We start from the raw sequence: 13,871 nt of genomic DNA on the forward strand, positions 1-13,871 counted from the left end.
GGAGTAGAACAATTTCTAGTTTCTCAGAGACAGACTTTGGACTTCTTTTGGACATAATAAAACTCCCTTTATAGTTTCTAGTGAAAATTTTTGTTTTTTCACTGTCCACTATAAGGGGAGTATATCATTGTGCCAACTTGTTTTTTGATGTATACTAGAGGAAAAAATTCGGAGGTACTCGAGATGATGATTAAACCACTGGAAACGGAAAGTGAAATGCTAGGTAAGGCCTATGTTCATTGGAAATCGTGGCAGGAAGCCTATGCTGACTTGTTACCTCAGGAATTTTTAAAGAATACTTACACCTTAGAACGCTGTCAAGACTGGGCGGTTCGGTATCCTCAGAATATCCTGATTGCTGTGATGGATGATAAGGTGGTTGGCTTTGCATGTTACGGCTCGTCTAGTCAGGAGGATTTGCCAGGAGCAGGGGAGCTCTACGCCCTCTATGTCTTGGCGGACTATTATGATCAGAAGATAGGCTACCAGCTCATGCAGGCAGCTTTGGAAAAATTGCAGAGCTACGAAACAGTTACTCTCTGGGTATTGGAGGGGAATGCGCGTGCCATTGCCTTCTATGAAAAAGTGGGCTTCCGATTTGATGGTGTCAAAAAAACGGTCAATTTAGGTGCAGAACGTACAGAATACAGAATGATTTTAAAATAGAAAGAGAGAGAAAATGGCTAGAAAAGAAATGGTCACTTTGACCAACATGTGTCTAATCGAAGACAAGGAAGGGAAAGTCGTTGTGCAAATTAGGGAGCCAGAACGCTATCGTTGGTCTGGTGTTGCCTTTCCAGGTGGACATATTGAAGAAGGCGAGAATTTCCATGATTCGGTTGTTCGTGAGGTCTTTGAGGAGACTGGCTTGACGATTGCAAATGCACGATTAGTCGGAATAAAGCATTGGCCGGACAAGGAAGGGCATCGTTACATTGTATTTCTCTATAAGGCAACAGAGTTTACAGGAGCTATCCGATCAACTGAAGAAGGTGAGGTGCGTTGGGTCGAGAAGTCGGACCTGCCTCAGATGGATTTGGCCTATGATTTGCTAGAAATACTGAAAGTCATGGATGAGCCAGATTTGTCCGAGTTCTTTTATACTAGAAAAAATGAAGATGGAGAGTGGGATAAGAATTTTAGGTAGAAGTTAGAAATAGCTTCTTTTTTATGTTATTTGAATAAAAATACAATAAATAAGTCGACAAATGTATAAAAATGACATAAAATGTTTTTATCTTTCAAAAAAGGAGAAAAAATATGCATTTTACTACAATGAAAGTCCGATGTTTTATATAAAAAAACGGTATAAGTATGCACAGGATTATTTTAAAGGAGAATATGATGATGAAAAAATATATTATGACAGGCTTGGTTTTACTAGCAACGATGACCCTAAGCGCTTGTAGTGGAAATGCTACTCAAGAAGATACTTCTTTGAAGGATGTTCAGGAAAAGGGAAAACTAATTGTTGCATTGAATCCAGAATTTCCACCATTTGAGTTTAGAACACTGGTTGATGGCAAAGATACAATCGTTGGAGCTGACATTGAGCTTGCAAAAGCCATTGGTCAAGAATTGGGTGTAGAAGTCGAATTTTCAGCGATGAGTTTTGATAATGTTTTGAACAATGTCCAGTCAGGGCAATCGGATATTGCCATTTCAGGAATTTCAGCCACTGAAGAGCGTGCAAAAGTGTATGATTTTTCCATTCCTTACTACACCTCAACCAATAAAGTTATTATAAATAAAGAGGATCTGGCACAATATACATCGCTTGATTCTCTAGCTGAGGCAAATATAGGAGCACAAAAAGGTTCTATTCAAGAACAAATCGTTAAAGAACAGCTTCCATCTTCCACGGTTATCGCTCTAGCTTCGAACGGAGAGTTGATTAATCAATTAAAATCACAGAAGGTAGAAGCAGTTATTTTTGAAGAGCCGATTGCGAAAGCCTATGTTGCCAAAAATGATGATTTGGTTATTTTAGATACTGAGATAAAAAGTAGTTATTCAGATGCCTATGCTATTGCCTTGCCAAAAGGAAGTACAGCCTTAAAGGAAAAAGTTGACTCTGTCATTACAAAACTAGTGGAATCTGGACAGATGGATCAATTTGTTCAAGAAGCCTATGAATTATCCATTGCCAACAATTAAATTTTATACAATTAAAGTGAATAAAAACAACATTTTCTTGACAAATGTATAAAAATGAATTAAAATGAGAATACATTCTGAAAAACCGCAAGAAAATACAATGAAAATCAATAAGCTTGTGTTTTTTAGAATAAATATTTTATTAAAATAAAGAGAAGGTAGTTAGGAAATATGAAAAAAATCTTGGCATTAGCAGCAACAGTTTTAGCAGGACTGACATTGGCAGCTTGTTCTTCGACGTCATCACAATCTGCATTAGATAAAATTAAAGAAAAAGGTACATTGGTAGTGGCAACTAGTCCAGACTATGCTCCATTTGAGTTTCAGGCACTAGTTGATGGAAAGAATGAAGTTGTTGGTGCAGATATGATGTTGGCTCAAAAAATAGCCGACGAACTTGGGGTCAAGCTTGAAGTTTCAGCAATGAGTTTTGACAATGTATTGTCTAGCGTTCAAAATGGCAAAGCTGATATTGCAATTGCTGGTCTATCGTATTCGGAAGAGCGTGCAAAAGTTTTTGATTTCTCTGAAAGTTACTATCAAATTTCTGATGTCTTACTTATCAAAAAAGATAGCGCCAATTCACTCACTTCAATTGATGCTATGAGCGGGAAGACTCTTGCGGTACAAAAGGGGTCAACACAGGAAGCCTACGCACAGGAAAATATTAGTCAAGCTAACCTCATTTCTTTAACCTTGATGGGTGAAGCTGTAAATGAGCTCAAATCAGGAAAAGTTGATGCTATTTTAATGGATTCTCCAGTTGCTGCTGGTTATGTTTCACAGAATTCAGATTTAGCCGTTGCATCCGTTGAATTTCCAACGATTGATGAGAATTCGAAAGTCATTGCTTTGCCAAAAGGTAGTACAGAACTAAAAACTGCGATAGACAAGGTTATCGCAGAAGTAAAAGCAAGTGGTGAGTTTGATACTTTCCTTGAGAAAGCTGCAACATATACAAGTGTTGAATAAGAGAAATGAACAATCATCGGAAACGATGGTTGTTTTTGCATGCAAAAAAGAATGGAGTAAGTGAGCCACACCCCAAAAGTTAGACAGAAAATTTGGGTCAGTTCAATACTCCATTTTTTACAGATAATTATTTCACACGCTCTAGATAAAAACTGGTCAAACGTGGTACAGTAATTCTAGCTCCATTTTCATCGGGATAGAGGCTAAATGTGTCCATTGGAATAGCATTAGATGAGAAGACAAGTTTATATTCGCTGTCAGCTGGCAAATCCAAGTGTACATCAAATAGTTCTTGATCATTAAAGTTATGAATGGTCAAGATTTCTTGCTCATCACTAGTGCGAGAAAAAGCATACAGGCTTGCTTCTTCATCTATTTTTACCCAATTAAATCCTTTTTCATAGGCTTGGTAGTCATATTTCCAGAAAGCATCATGTTCTTTATAGAAAGTAGATAATGTTTTCATCATTTGATAGAAAGAATGGTGGATTGGAAATTGTAGCAGTCCCCAGTCCATTTCTGTATATTCGTGCCATTCACGGATATGACCCCATTCATTTCCCATGAAGAGTAATTTTTTTCCAGGATGGGCAAAGTAAAAGCTGTAGTAGACTCGAGCCAGATGGAACTTATCTTCGTAGTCGCCATTCATCTTCTCGATAATGGAATGCTTCCCATGAACAACTTCGTCGTGCGAAAGTGGTAGTAAGAATTGCTCGTTTTGGTTATAGTACATACCAAAAGTGATTTCATTTGAGTGATATTTTCGATAAATAGCAGGGCGTTCCACGAATTTTAGTGTATCATTCATCCAGCCCAGATCCCATTTCATATCAAATCCAATACCACCATCTTCTAGAGAATGTGTGACTTTAGGGAAGCTTGAAGAGTCTTCAGCAATCATCAGGACTCCCTTATAGTCAGTATGGACCATGGCATTGACACGTTTGATAAAGTCAATAGCGGCATGATTTATCTTATCTTCATCTGTTTCACCGCGCCAATAGAGGAGATAAGATAGTGCATCAACACGGATGCCATCAAAATGGAAATATTCCAACCAGTATTTTAAATTAGAAAGAAGGAAAGAACGAGTCAGTCCTTTTCCAAGGTCAAAATTAGCAGTCCCCCACTGGTGGTTTTCACGATCTTGTTCGTAGGAGTATTCGTATAGCCAACTACCATCAAATTGGTAGAGCCCATGAGCATCTTTACAGAAATGAAGTGGTACCCAGTCAAGAATCACTCCGATTCCTGCTTGGTGACATTGGTCAACTAAATACTTAAGTTCATCTGGCTTGCCATAGCGACTAGTTGGACTGTAGTAGCCTGTTACCTGATAGCCCCAAGACGCATCGAGAGGATGCTCGGTAATTGGCAATAATTCAATATGTGTGTAGTTATTTTCCTTGATATGTTCGATGAGAAGTGGAGTAATTTCCTTATAACTATTGAAAGCTTCTACAGGAGCTCCTCCTTCATTCTTATTAGCAAATTTTTGCTTCCACGAACCTAAGTGCACCTCGTAGATGGATACTGGCTGTTCTTTAAAATCATAGTTAACACGATTATACATCCAGAGGTCATCTTTGAATTTATAACGCGAATTGTAGGTTGTAGAGGCAGTGTCTGGACGAACTTGGCTGAAAAATGCATAAGGGTCAGCCTTATATATTTCACGCCCATCGTGTGTGATAATCAGGTATTTATAATCCTCAAGGGATTTTAATCCGTCTACATAAAGTTGAAACACACCATCAATTTCACGCTCCATAGAGTGACTGCGTTGCCACTCATTAAAGTTGCCAACTAAGAATACTTCTCTGGCATTTGGGGCATAGACACGAAATTGGGTTCCGATAATTTTGTTTCCTTCTTTTATAATATGAGCACCCATTTTTTCGTAAAGAGTGGTATGCTCACCAGCATTCATATAATATAAATCTAGGTCAGTAAATTCTGTCATAGCAATCTCCATTGCCGAAAAGGAGTGGACTAGGGTCCCACTCCGATTCAGTTTATTTTTTCATCTTATTTCCTAACCACTAATTTCACGGTAGAGCCAGATGTATTTCTCTGCCGAAGCTGTCCAACTAAAATCACGCTTCATAGCTTGTTCAACCATGGCATGCCAGTCATCGGGACGATCATAGTAGGTTTGAAGGGCTAAATCATAGACTTGTCGCATATTGTAAGCGTCACGCCCTCCAAAGCTAAAACCAGTTCCTTCTTTGGTAGACATATTGTATGGTGCTACAGTATCAACCAAGCCACCTGTTTCACGCACTAGAGGGAGTGTTCCGTAATGCATTGAAATCAACTGGCTAATGCCGCATGGTTCAAACATAGAAGGCATGAGGAAAAGATCGCTTGCTGCATAAATTTGGTGGGCAAGTGGTTCATTGTAACCACGGTAGAATGCAAATTTATCAGGATAAGCGTGTTTAAAGTGATTAAAGGCATTTTCAATGTCTTCCTCACCATTGCCTAAGATAACAAATTGGACATGGGCTTGAAGAAGATGGCCAAGTACCTCGGTCAAGAGATAGAACCCTTTTTGCCATGTCAAACGAGAGACGATACCTATCAATAGGACATTCTCATCTTGTGGAAGGGCAAATTGTGCTTGCAGGGCCAGTTTATTAGCCTTTTTACTTTCAATCGTTTCAAGACTATAATTTCTCACAAGGTACTGGTCTGTTTGACTATCCCAACTATCATAGTCGATACCATTGACAATGCCAACCAAGTCATATTTGCGCAACTCTAGTACATGTTGCATGTTTTCGCCGAATTCTTCCGTTAGGATTTCGCGAGCATAAGTTTCAGAAACTGTAGTAACCTTGTCAGCGTATAGGATACCAAGCTTCATGAAGCTGATACATTCATCATGAAAACGTGCAATACCATCCAAATAGTAGCTATAGTCCATGCCAAGCGCTGACCAAAGCGCTTGTTTATGGAAAATCCCCTGAAAAGCCAAGTTATGAATAGTGAATACATGCTTGATATTGCGGAATTCTTCGCGGTAGCTATAGAAAGTACGGCAAAGGAATGGAAGGGCAGCAGTGTGCCAGTCATGTGTGTGCATGACATCCGGGAAGAAATGAAGCGCTTCTAACAGACGACATGTAGCATGTTGGAAATAGCCAAAACGCATGGCATCATCGTCATATCCATATAGTTCATCGCGTTCAAAGAAATCGCGGTGCTCAATAAAATAGAATGTTACTCCATCAACAACCTGACTGTAAACATTTGCCATAGATTGGATGTCGCCAGCCCGCACATCAAAACTTGATACGTAATCGAAATCAGAGTGATTGTTTACTGCAATTTTTTTGTAGAGTGGTAGAACGACTCGGACATCTAAACCCTGTTTTACCAATTCTTTTGGCAAAGAGCCAATAACATCAGCCAATCCGCCAGTCTTGATGAACGGAAGCCCCTCGGATGCTACAAAGAGAACAGATTTTTTTGTCATGTTAGCTCCTAAATGATTTGGTGTGGTTTCAAGTATGAAGGCGAAGTTTCGCTTCCCTTGATGTCAATTGGGTGAATAATTTTAGTTGCTTTATCGATAATTGCATTTTCAATATTTGCCCCACTCTTGATTGTCACGCCATTGAGAATGATTGAGTTTTTGATAACAACGCCTTCTTCGATGATAACATCGCGGTCAATGACTGAATTTTCGACTTGACCATTGATGTTTGCCCCGTTTGAAATTAGGCTACGTTTGACCTCTGCCAATGGACCATACAAACATGGTGAGCTATCACTTGTTTGGGTATGGATTGGCCAATCATGTTTGAAGAGGAGTTTGCGGGTATCTTGGTCGATCAATTCAATTTGAGTATTGAAGTAGGAAGCAGTCGTATTGATACATGCGACATAATCACGATGTGCATAGCCCATAATCTTGTACTGGTCAACTGTATCACGTAAAATATCTTTTAACCAGTAGAGAGATGACACTTTGTTAGCACGTTTAATCAAGTCGATAAATGTAGTCCGTTTCATAATGTAGGCTTCAAGGGAAACGGGACGGTTTTTATATTTACCATGGTTTTCCTCAAAAGCTACGATACGACGGTCTTCACCAAATTTGAGAGTTTGGCAGCCGATGAAATTTTCTTTAGCATCTGAAACGTTTTTATAAAGAACGGTAATATCAGCATCCGTTGCGATATGGTCATCCATGACTTTTGAAAAATCCTGGCTATAGATGAAGTAAGATGGAGCAACTAGCACATAATCTTTTGTAGAATTTTCGATGTAGTGGATGTTTTCTGTGAAGGCATTAATATCGTGACGATAGACACTATTTGGGTCTGTTGCGCTATTGAGCAAGCGAAGGGTACCGCGTTTACTGTTGATATTATAGTGTTTTCCTGTACCAACGTGCTGAATTGTTGAACGCATTTCGGCAGGCATGTACACTTGGAATTCTGTAATTCCAGAGTTTGACATATTGGATAGAGCAAAGTCAATTAGGCGATAACGACCTAAGAAACCGAAAGCTTGTACGCCACGGTGCTTCATCACATCACCAAAATGTACGTTGTTTCCTTCAATATTTACAATTCCGAGAGTATTTCTTAGCATAGCAGTCCTTTCTTACTTGGTTACATTCTTGTCGATCAAGAGGATATGGTCGATGTCTCCTGTGAGTTTAACTCCGTCAGCAATTTTAATATTTTCAGCGACGATGACGTAGTCAAGCTCAACACCTTCGCCGATAATAGCACCAGGCAGGACGACAGAATTTTTTACGACGGCATTTTGGTTGACCTGTACATCTGTTGAAATAACAGAATGTTCTACTGTACCATCAATAACTGCTCCTTTATCAATATAGGCAGATTTAACAGTTGCAGTCGCACCAATGACTTGGGCAGGAGATCCCTTATCCTCTGAATAGATTCTCCATGAGCGATCAGAAAGGTCCAAATCTCCAGCGTGATCAATCAAATCCATATTGGATTCCCAGAGGCTGTTAACGGTACCTACGTCTTTCCAATAACCACGGAATGGATGGGCAATGAGAGTGCGGCCATCTTCTAAGTATTTCGGAATGATGTCATGCCCAAAATCGTGAGATGAAGTGTCCAATTTGTCATCTTCTTGAAGGTACTTTTTCAAGGTCTTCCAAGTGAAGATATAGATACCCATTGATGCCAAATTGCTCTTAGGATTTTCTGGTTTTTCTTCAAATTCTTCAATACGGTAATCTTCGTCCGTATTCATGATACCAAAACGTGAAGCTTCTTTGATTGGAACTTCGATAACCGCAATCGTGGCATCTGCTTTTTTCTGAATATGTGTATCAAGGAGTTTGTCGTAGTTCATCTTATAGATGTGGTCACCAGACAAAATCAATACGTACTCTGGATCGTGAAGATCAATGAAATCAATGTTCTGTGTAATAGCGTCGGCTGTACCTTTGTAAAGTCCGAAACCTTCGATTTTTTCACTCGGTGGCAATACAAAGACACCAGATCCTTGTACATCGAGCCCCCAACGTTGAGACTGAGCAACGTATGAGTTCAAGAGAACAGGCTCATACTGAGTCAAAACTCCGACAATATCAATACCTGAGTTGGCACAGTTACTGAGAGGAAAGTCAATAATGCGGTACTTTCCGCCAAATGCGACCGCTGGTTTGGCGACTTTTTTTGTCAACCCTTCTAGACGTGTTCCACGTCCACCAGCGAGAATCATAGCTAACATTTTATTTTGAGCCATCTAACCACTCCTTAATATATATGATACATGTATTATAGCATAGAGTATAAAAAAATGAAAGCGTTTCCTTAAAGAAAAATGAATTATTTTCATTTTTCTTTTCAACGTCTTTCATAAATGTATCATAACATATTGTATTTTGTTTGTCTATATAAAATGGTATTTATTTTTGGTCGAATTTTACCTCTTCAAGTAGGTAATTGATGAATTTTTCTCCCATGTCGGACAGCAATGCCTTTTCGTGTTGGATATAGACCAATTCGATTTCATCGTCAAATTCCAGAGGAATGGATACAATATTATCTCCGTTAAGATTTGAATTGAGGATACCTGTTGCGATTGTATAGCCATCCAGACCGATTAAGAGATTAAAGAGTGTGGCACGGTCAGATACGACAATCGATTTTTTATGGTGTTCCTGGGCTAGAATTTCTTCTGCAAAGTAGAAGGAGTTGTGAATACCTTGCTCGTAGCTGAGATAGGGGAAATCTACCAAATCATCGAGAGTGATTGACTTTCTTTGTGCCAAAGGATTGGTTTTGCTGACAAATACATGTGGTTTGGCAGTGAAGAGAGTTGTATAGGATAGTCGATTGTCATCCAAAAGTTTCAGCAGAACATCACGGTTGAAATGGTTGAGGAAAAGCACTCCGATTTCTGAGCGGAAATTCTTAACGTCATCAATGATTTCCCAGGTCCGTGTTTCACGTAGGAAGAGTTCATAATCTTCCATTTCAGTTTCTTTCAAAAGCGAGACAAAGGCGTTGACGACAAAGGCATAGTGTTGAGAAGAGACGCTAAATAGTTGGCGTTTTGCATTCGGATTTTTATAGCGGTCTTCCAATAGTTCGGTCTGCTCAACAATTTGACGAGCGTAGGAAAGAAACTCCATGCCATCCTTTGTCAGGGTAATGCCCTTAGAATTACGGAAAAAGATTTTAATTTTCATTTCTTTTTCCAGGTCTCGTACAGCGTTGGAAAGGCTGGGTTGGGTAATGAAGAGTTGCTTGGCAGCCTCATTCATACTGCCTGTTTCTGCAATTTTGATAATATAGTATAATTGTTGGATTCTCATACCTCTATTGTAACATGATTTGACAAATTATTCTAAAAAATGTATAATGCTGAGAATATATCCTTTAACTGAGTCCAGAGAGGCGAAGAAGGGAACGTGATAAATAGGGCAAATGCTGCCTTCTTTTCGTGTAACCTTGCTAGCCAGCAAGGTTTTTTTCTCTATATCGACTTTCTTGTTTTCTGTGTCATTGTTATATAGAATAGGAGAAAAGATGATTTTAAAAGAACGGATGTTACTGGTGGACCAAGTCCAACTAGCGCCGCGAATTTTTGCTATGACCTTGCAGGGGGATATGGTCCAAGATATGAAAATGGGGCAGTTTATCCATATTCGTGTCCCAGATGATTCCATGCTCTTGCGGAGACCAATATCTATTTCCGAGATTGATAGGAATAAGGCTCAATGTCGGATTATTTACCGAGTGGAAGGTCAAGGGACGGAAGTCTTTTCGAAAATGACTGTTGGGCAGTATTTGGATGTTATGGGACCGCTTGGGAAAGGGTTTGAAGTAGACTTTCTCAAAGAAGATGACCGCATTCTCATCATTGGAGGAGGAATCGGTGTTCCTCCCTTGGTGGAAGTGGCGAAACAGGCGGCGAACCGTGGCGCCAAAGTCACGTCAGTCATTGGCTTTGCCACCAAAGAGGCTGTCATTTTGGAAGAGGAACTGGCAAGCTACGGGGTGGTCTATGTCACAACGGATGATGGTTCCTATGGACGTAAGGGGAATGTCGCAACGGTCGTTGAACAGCTGACAAACGAGTTTGCTGCCATTTACTCATGTGGGGCGCCTGCTATGATGAACTATGTTGATCAACGCTTTCAGGACCATCCTCATGCCTACATTTCACTGGAGGCTAGGATGGCTTGCGGGATGGGGGCGTGCTATGCCTGTGTTGTCAAACCCAAAGAGGGACAAGAACACGAGAACAAGCGTGTCTGCAAGGAAGGTCCAGTCTTTACAACTGGTAGTCTGATTTTATAGGAGGTTGAAATGACAAAACGATTAGCGATTTCCTTACCAGGCTTAGACTTGAAAAATCCCATCATTCCAGCCTCTGGCTGCTTCGGTTTTGGTCAGGAGTATGCAGATTATTATGACCTTAATCAGCTTGGTTCCATTATGATTAAGGCGACTACCCGTCATCCTCGTTATGGCAATGCGACTCCCCGTGTAGCCGAGACACCAGCAGGTATGCTCAATGCCATTGGACTTCAAAATCCAGGTATTGATGTAGTCTTATCCGAAAAACTCCCCTGGTTGGAACAGCATTTTCCAGACTTGCCTATCATTGCCAATGTGGCTGGCTTTTCTAATGAAGAATATGCCTATGTGTCAGGAAAAATTTCAAAGGCTCCAAACGTAAAAGCTATCGAGCTGAACATTTCCTGTCCCAATGTGGACCACGGAAATAATGGTCTCTTGATTGGACAGGTACCAGAATTAGCCTATCAAGCAGTAAAAGCAGCAGTCGAAGCCTCATCTGTCCCTGTTTACGTTAAGCTGACACCAAGTGTGGCAGACATAACCTTGTTGGCCAAGGCTGCTGAGGATGCTGGAGCGACTGGCTTGACGATGATAAATACCTTGGTTGGTATGCGATTCAATCTCAAAACTCGACAACCAATCTTGGCAAATGGTACAGGAGGAATGTCAGGTCCAGCAGTTTTTCCGGTTGCTCTCAAACTCATTCGTCAGGTTGCTCAGATGACTGATTTACCGATTATTGGTATGGGTGGTGTGGATACGGCGGACAAGGCCATAGAGATGATGGTTGCAGGAGCTTCAGCCGTAGGGGTAGGAACAGCCAACTTTACAGACCCATTTGCTTGTCCAAAGATTATTCAAGACTTGCCAAAACGCATGGAAGTTTATGGTATTGATAGTTTGGAAGGTTTACGCCGAGAAATCAGACATAGCTTGGGTAAGCGTTGACAAAGGTAAAATAAAAGAGTAATATAAAGAAAATATCTCCTTTAACTAAGTCCAGAGAGGCTAGGAAGGTGTCATGTAATAGGCTTGAAAGGTGATTTTCAAGCTGAATTCGTGCACATCCCTGACCGATTTGGCAGGGATTTTTGTGTAAATGAAAGGATTTTATGAAAGAAACAAGACCAATTATTGCCCTTGACTTTGCAGGTAAAGAAGAAGTTCAGTCTTTTCTGGAACAGTTCCCACCAGATGAGAAACTCTATGTAAAGGTTGGAATGGAGTTGTATTATGCGGAGGGACCAGGTATTATCAATTATTTGAAAGGCTGCGGTCACAGTATTTTTCTAGATTTGAAACTGCATGATATTCCTAATACCGTCGAGTCTGCTATGAAAGTCTTGGCAAAACTCGGTGTGGATATGACTAACGTTCACGCTGCTGGTGGTGTTGAGATGATGCGGTCAGCACGAAGGGGATTGGGTAAGGATGCTGTTTTAATAGCGGTCACTCAGTTGACCTCTACCTCAGAGGAGCAGATGAGAACAGACCAGAATATTCAGACTAGTTTGCAGGAAGCGGTTGTTCACTATGCTCAAAGAGCACAAGAAGCTGGTCTTGATGGGGTGGTTTGTTCAGCGCATGAGGTGGCTTTGATTAAAGATGCTACAAGTTCTGATTTTGTGTGCCTGACGCCAGGGATTCGTCCGACTGGCGGTGAAGTAGGCGATCAGAAACGAGTTATGACACCAGTAGATGCTGCTCGAATCGGTAGTGATTACATCGTAGTAGGTCGCCCGATTACGAGAGCCGACCATCCTTACCAGACCTATTTGTCTATTAAAGAGGAGTGGAATCGTGGATAAGGTTTATCAGGTTATCATCGATAGACCTATCGGGTTTATTGATAAATTTGGCAATCAGTACCCCATCAATTACGGCTACGTTCCAAATCTATTGGCTGGAGATGGTGAAGAACAAGATGTTTACATCATTTCCAAAGATGTTCGGCAGCCTTTGACAGCTTTCGAGGGGAAATTGGTCGCGATTATCCATCGTAGAGATGATGTTGAGGATAAATGGGTTCTGACAGGTCTTGATGAAAAACTTACCGTGACAGAAATAAAAGAGAAAACCAATTTCATTGAACAGTATTTTGATTCATGGATTGAAATGGTGAACTAGGAGAAATTTGTAAGAATTCAACAGGGATAAATATAGTTTTTTGTAGGGTTCATAGATTGAACCAATACTTTAGGAGTGACAGGCTATTCGGCGGGATGGTCATGTAGAGAAGGCACGCATTTAAAAGGAGGTCTATTATGACACTAGCAACAGAAATCGCATCTCACTTATTGGATATTAAGGCAGTTCATCTGCGTCCTGAAAAGCCATTTACATGGGCATCAGGTATCAAATCCCCAATCTATACAGATAATCGTATTACACTATCTTATCCTGAAACTCGAAATCTGATTGAAGATGGCTTTGTTCAACGAATTGAAGAGGAATTTCCTGAGGTTGAGGTGATTGCCGGAACTGCCACAGCAGGTATCCCACATGGTGCCATCATTGCAGATCGGATGAATTTGCCATTTGCTTATATCCGTAGCAAACCAAAAGACCATGGTGCAGGGAATCAATTAGAGGGTCGCATCGTCAAAGGACAAAAAATGGTTGTCGTTGAAGACCTGATTTCTACTGGAGGGTCTGTTCTAGATGCCGTAGCAGCAGCTGAGCGTGAAGGCGCTGACGTTATTGGTGTGGTAGCTATTTTCACATATGAATTGCCAAAGGCAGACCGTAATTTTGACAATGCTGGCGTGAAATTGGTGACGCTCAGCAATTATTCAGAATTAATCAAAGTCGCAAAAGTACAGGGATATATCAATGCAGATGGTTTGAATCTGCTTAAAAAGTTCCGTCAAAATCAAGAAACTTGGCAGGAAGACTAGATTTAAAACGAGCCTACGCACGATTTCTGGG

General features: G+C 40.5%; 14 protein-coding genes. 9 read left to right on the forward strand and 5 right to left on the reverse strand.

What is annotated here, in order from left to right; all coding sequences use genetic code 11:
- Window positions 1-183 precede the first annotated feature (183 nt).
- The 4 genes from ODU39_RS02805 (at window position 184) to ODU39_RS02820 (ending at window position 3,129) form a co-directional block, all read left to right on the forward strand.
- Window positions 184-666, forward strand: a complete 483-nt coding sequence (locus ODU39_RS02805; RefSeq protein WP_169051057.1) for a GNAT family N-acetyltransferase — start codon at window positions 184-186, stop codon at window positions 664-666.
- Between the two features lie 13 nt (window positions 667-679).
- A complete protein-coding gene (locus ODU39_RS02810; RefSeq protein ID WP_044683955.1) occupies window positions 680-1,147 on the forward strand; it encodes an 8-oxo-dGTP diphosphatase in 468 nt (155 codons plus the stop codon).
- Between the two features lie 200 nt (window positions 1,148-1,347).
- On the forward strand, window positions 1,348-2,157 hold the full coding sequence (locus tag ODU39_RS02815) for a transporter substrate-binding domain-containing protein (protein ID WP_079254971.1): 810 nt from the start codon (window positions 1,348-1,350) through the stop codon (window positions 2,155-2,157).
- Window positions 2,158-2,328: 171 nt separating this feature from the next.
- Window positions 2,329-3,129 carry a transporter substrate-binding domain-containing protein gene (locus ODU39_RS02820; RefSeq protein ID WP_024407163.1) on the forward strand — a complete coding sequence of 267 codons (801 nt, stop codon included), beginning with the start codon at window positions 2,329-2,331 and terminating at the stop codon, window positions 3,127-3,129.
- A 127-nt stretch (window positions 3,130-3,256) separates the two neighbouring features.
- Here ODU39_RS02820 and glgB read toward each other — a convergent pair whose 3' ends face one another.
- The 5 genes from glgB to ODU39_RS02845 all read right to left on the reverse strand — a co-directional run bounded on the left by glgB (window position 3,257) and on the right by ODU39_RS02845 (window position 9,952).
- Window positions 3,257-5,095 carry a 1,4-alpha-glucan branching protein GlgB gene (glgB, locus tag ODU39_RS02825; protein WP_398579909.1) on the reverse strand — a complete coding sequence of 613 codons (1,839 nt, stop codon included), beginning with the start codon at window positions 5,093-5,095 and terminating at the stop codon, window positions 3,257-3,259.
- Between the two features lie 72 nt (window positions 5,096-5,167).
- The gene (glgA, locus tag ODU39_RS02830) at window positions 5,168-6,613 is read right to left on the reverse strand and encodes a glycogen synthase GlgA (RefSeq protein ID WP_024385259.1); all 1,446 of its coding nucleotides are present in this window, start codon (window positions 6,611-6,613) and stop codon (window positions 5,168-5,170) included.
- Between the two features lie 8 nt (window positions 6,614-6,621).
- A complete protein-coding gene (gene glgD / locus ODU39_RS02835; RefSeq protein WP_024385258.1) occupies window positions 6,622-7,737 on the reverse strand; it encodes a glucose-1-phosphate adenylyltransferase subunit GlgD in 1,116 nt (371 codons plus the stop codon).
- Window positions 7,738-7,749: 12 nt separating this feature from the next.
- Window positions 7,750-8,877, reverse strand: a complete 1,128-nt coding sequence (locus ODU39_RS02840) for a glucose-1-phosphate adenylyltransferase (protein ID WP_002935156.1) — start codon at window positions 8,875-8,877, stop codon at window positions 7,750-7,752.
- A gap of 163 nt (window positions 8,878-9,040) precedes the next feature.
- A complete protein-coding gene (locus ODU39_RS02845) occupies window positions 9,041-9,952 on the reverse strand; it encodes a LysR family transcriptional regulator (protein WP_012775137.1) in 912 nt (303 codons plus the stop codon).
- Window positions 9,953-10,166: 214 nt separating this feature from the next.
- Here ODU39_RS02845 and ODU39_RS02850 point away from each other — a divergent pair, with 214 nt between their 5' ends.
- From ODU39_RS02850 to pyrE, 5 genes are all read left to right on the forward strand, one after another.
- Window positions 10,167-10,940, forward strand: a complete 774-nt coding sequence (locus ODU39_RS02850) for a dihydroorotate dehydrogenase electron transfer subunit (protein ID WP_398579908.1) — start codon at window positions 10,167-10,169, stop codon at window positions 10,938-10,940.
- 9 nt (window positions 10,941-10,949) lie between these two features.
- On the forward strand, window positions 10,950-11,891 hold the full coding sequence (locus tag ODU39_RS02855) for a dihydroorotate dehydrogenase (protein WP_205014797.1): 942 nt from the start codon (window positions 10,950-10,952) through the stop codon (window positions 11,889-11,891).
- Between the two features lie 164 nt (window positions 11,892-12,055).
- A complete protein-coding gene (gene pyrF, locus ODU39_RS02860) occupies window positions 12,056-12,751 on the forward strand; it encodes an orotidine-5'-phosphate decarboxylase (RefSeq protein WP_398579907.1) in 696 nt (231 codons plus the stop codon).
- Window positions 12,744-13,070, forward strand: a complete 327-nt coding sequence (locus ODU39_RS02865) for an inorganic diphosphatase (RefSeq protein WP_398579906.1) — start codon at window positions 12,744-12,746, stop codon at window positions 13,068-13,070. The genes pyrF and ODU39_RS02865 overlap by 8 nt, the downstream gene beginning before the upstream one ends.
- Window positions 13,071-13,207: 137 nt before the next feature.
- Window positions 13,208-13,840, forward strand: coding sequence for an orotate phosphoribosyltransferase (gene pyrE / locus ODU39_RS02870; RefSeq protein ID WP_014637891.1), 633 nt, complete (start codon window positions 13,208-13,210; stop codon window positions 13,838-13,840).
- Window positions 13,841-13,871: the final 31 nt, after the last annotated feature.

The organism is Streptococcus sp. 2021WUSS126, assembly GCF_044427255.1.
GTDB lineage: Bacteria > Bacillota > Bacilli > Lactobacillales > Streptococcaceae > Streptococcus > Streptococcus hashimotonensis.

Bases quoted from the DNA above. Each gene is read 5' to 3' on its own strand.
- ODU39_RS02845 (WP_012775137.1), bottom strand. From the start codon at position 9,952: ATGAGAATCCAACAATTATACTATATTATCAAAATTGCAGAAACAGGC.
- ODU39_RS02855 (WP_205014797.1), top strand. From the start codon at position 10,950: ATGACAAAACGATTAGCGATTTCCTTACCAGGCTTAGACTTGAAAAAT.
- ODU39_RS02810 (WP_044683955.1), top strand. From the start codon at position 680: ATGGCTAGAAAAGAAATGGTCACTTTGACCAACATGTGTCTAATCGAA.
- ODU39_RS02850 (WP_398579908.1), top strand. From the start codon at position 10,167: ATGATTTTAAAAGAACGGATGTTACTGGTGGACCAAGTCCAACTAGCG.
- pyrE (WP_014637891.1), top strand. From the start codon at position 13,208: ATGACACTAGCAACAGAAATCGCATCTCACTTATTGGATATTAAGGCA.
- glgB (WP_398579909.1), bottom strand. From the start codon at position 5,095: ATGACAGAATTTACTGACCTAGATTTATATTATATGAATGCTGGTGAG.
- ODU39_RS02820 (WP_024407163.1), top strand. From the start codon at position 2,329: ATGAAAAAAATCTTGGCATTAGCAGCAACAGTTTTAGCAGGACTGACA.
- pyrF (WP_398579907.1), top strand. From the start codon at position 12,056: ATGAAAGAAACAAGACCAATTATTGCCCTTGACTTTGCAGGTAAAGAA.
- glgD (WP_024385258.1), bottom strand. From the start codon at position 7,737: ATGCTAAGAAATACTCTCGGAATTGTAAATATTGAAGGAAACAACGTA.
- ODU39_RS02815 (WP_079254971.1), top strand. From the start codon at position 1,348: ATGAAAAAATATATTATGACAGGCTTGGTTTTACTAGCAACGATGACC.
- ODU39_RS02840 (WP_002935156.1), bottom strand. From the start codon at position 8,877: ATGGCTCAAAATAAAATGTTAGCTATGATTCTCGCTGGTGGACGTGGA.
- glgA (WP_024385259.1), bottom strand. From the start codon at position 6,613: ATGACAAAAAAATCTGTTCTCTTTGTAGCATCCGAGGGGCTTCCGTTC.
- ODU39_RS02805 (WP_169051057.1), top strand. From the start codon at position 184: ATGATGATTAAACCACTGGAAACGGAAAGTGAAATGCTAGGTAAGGCC.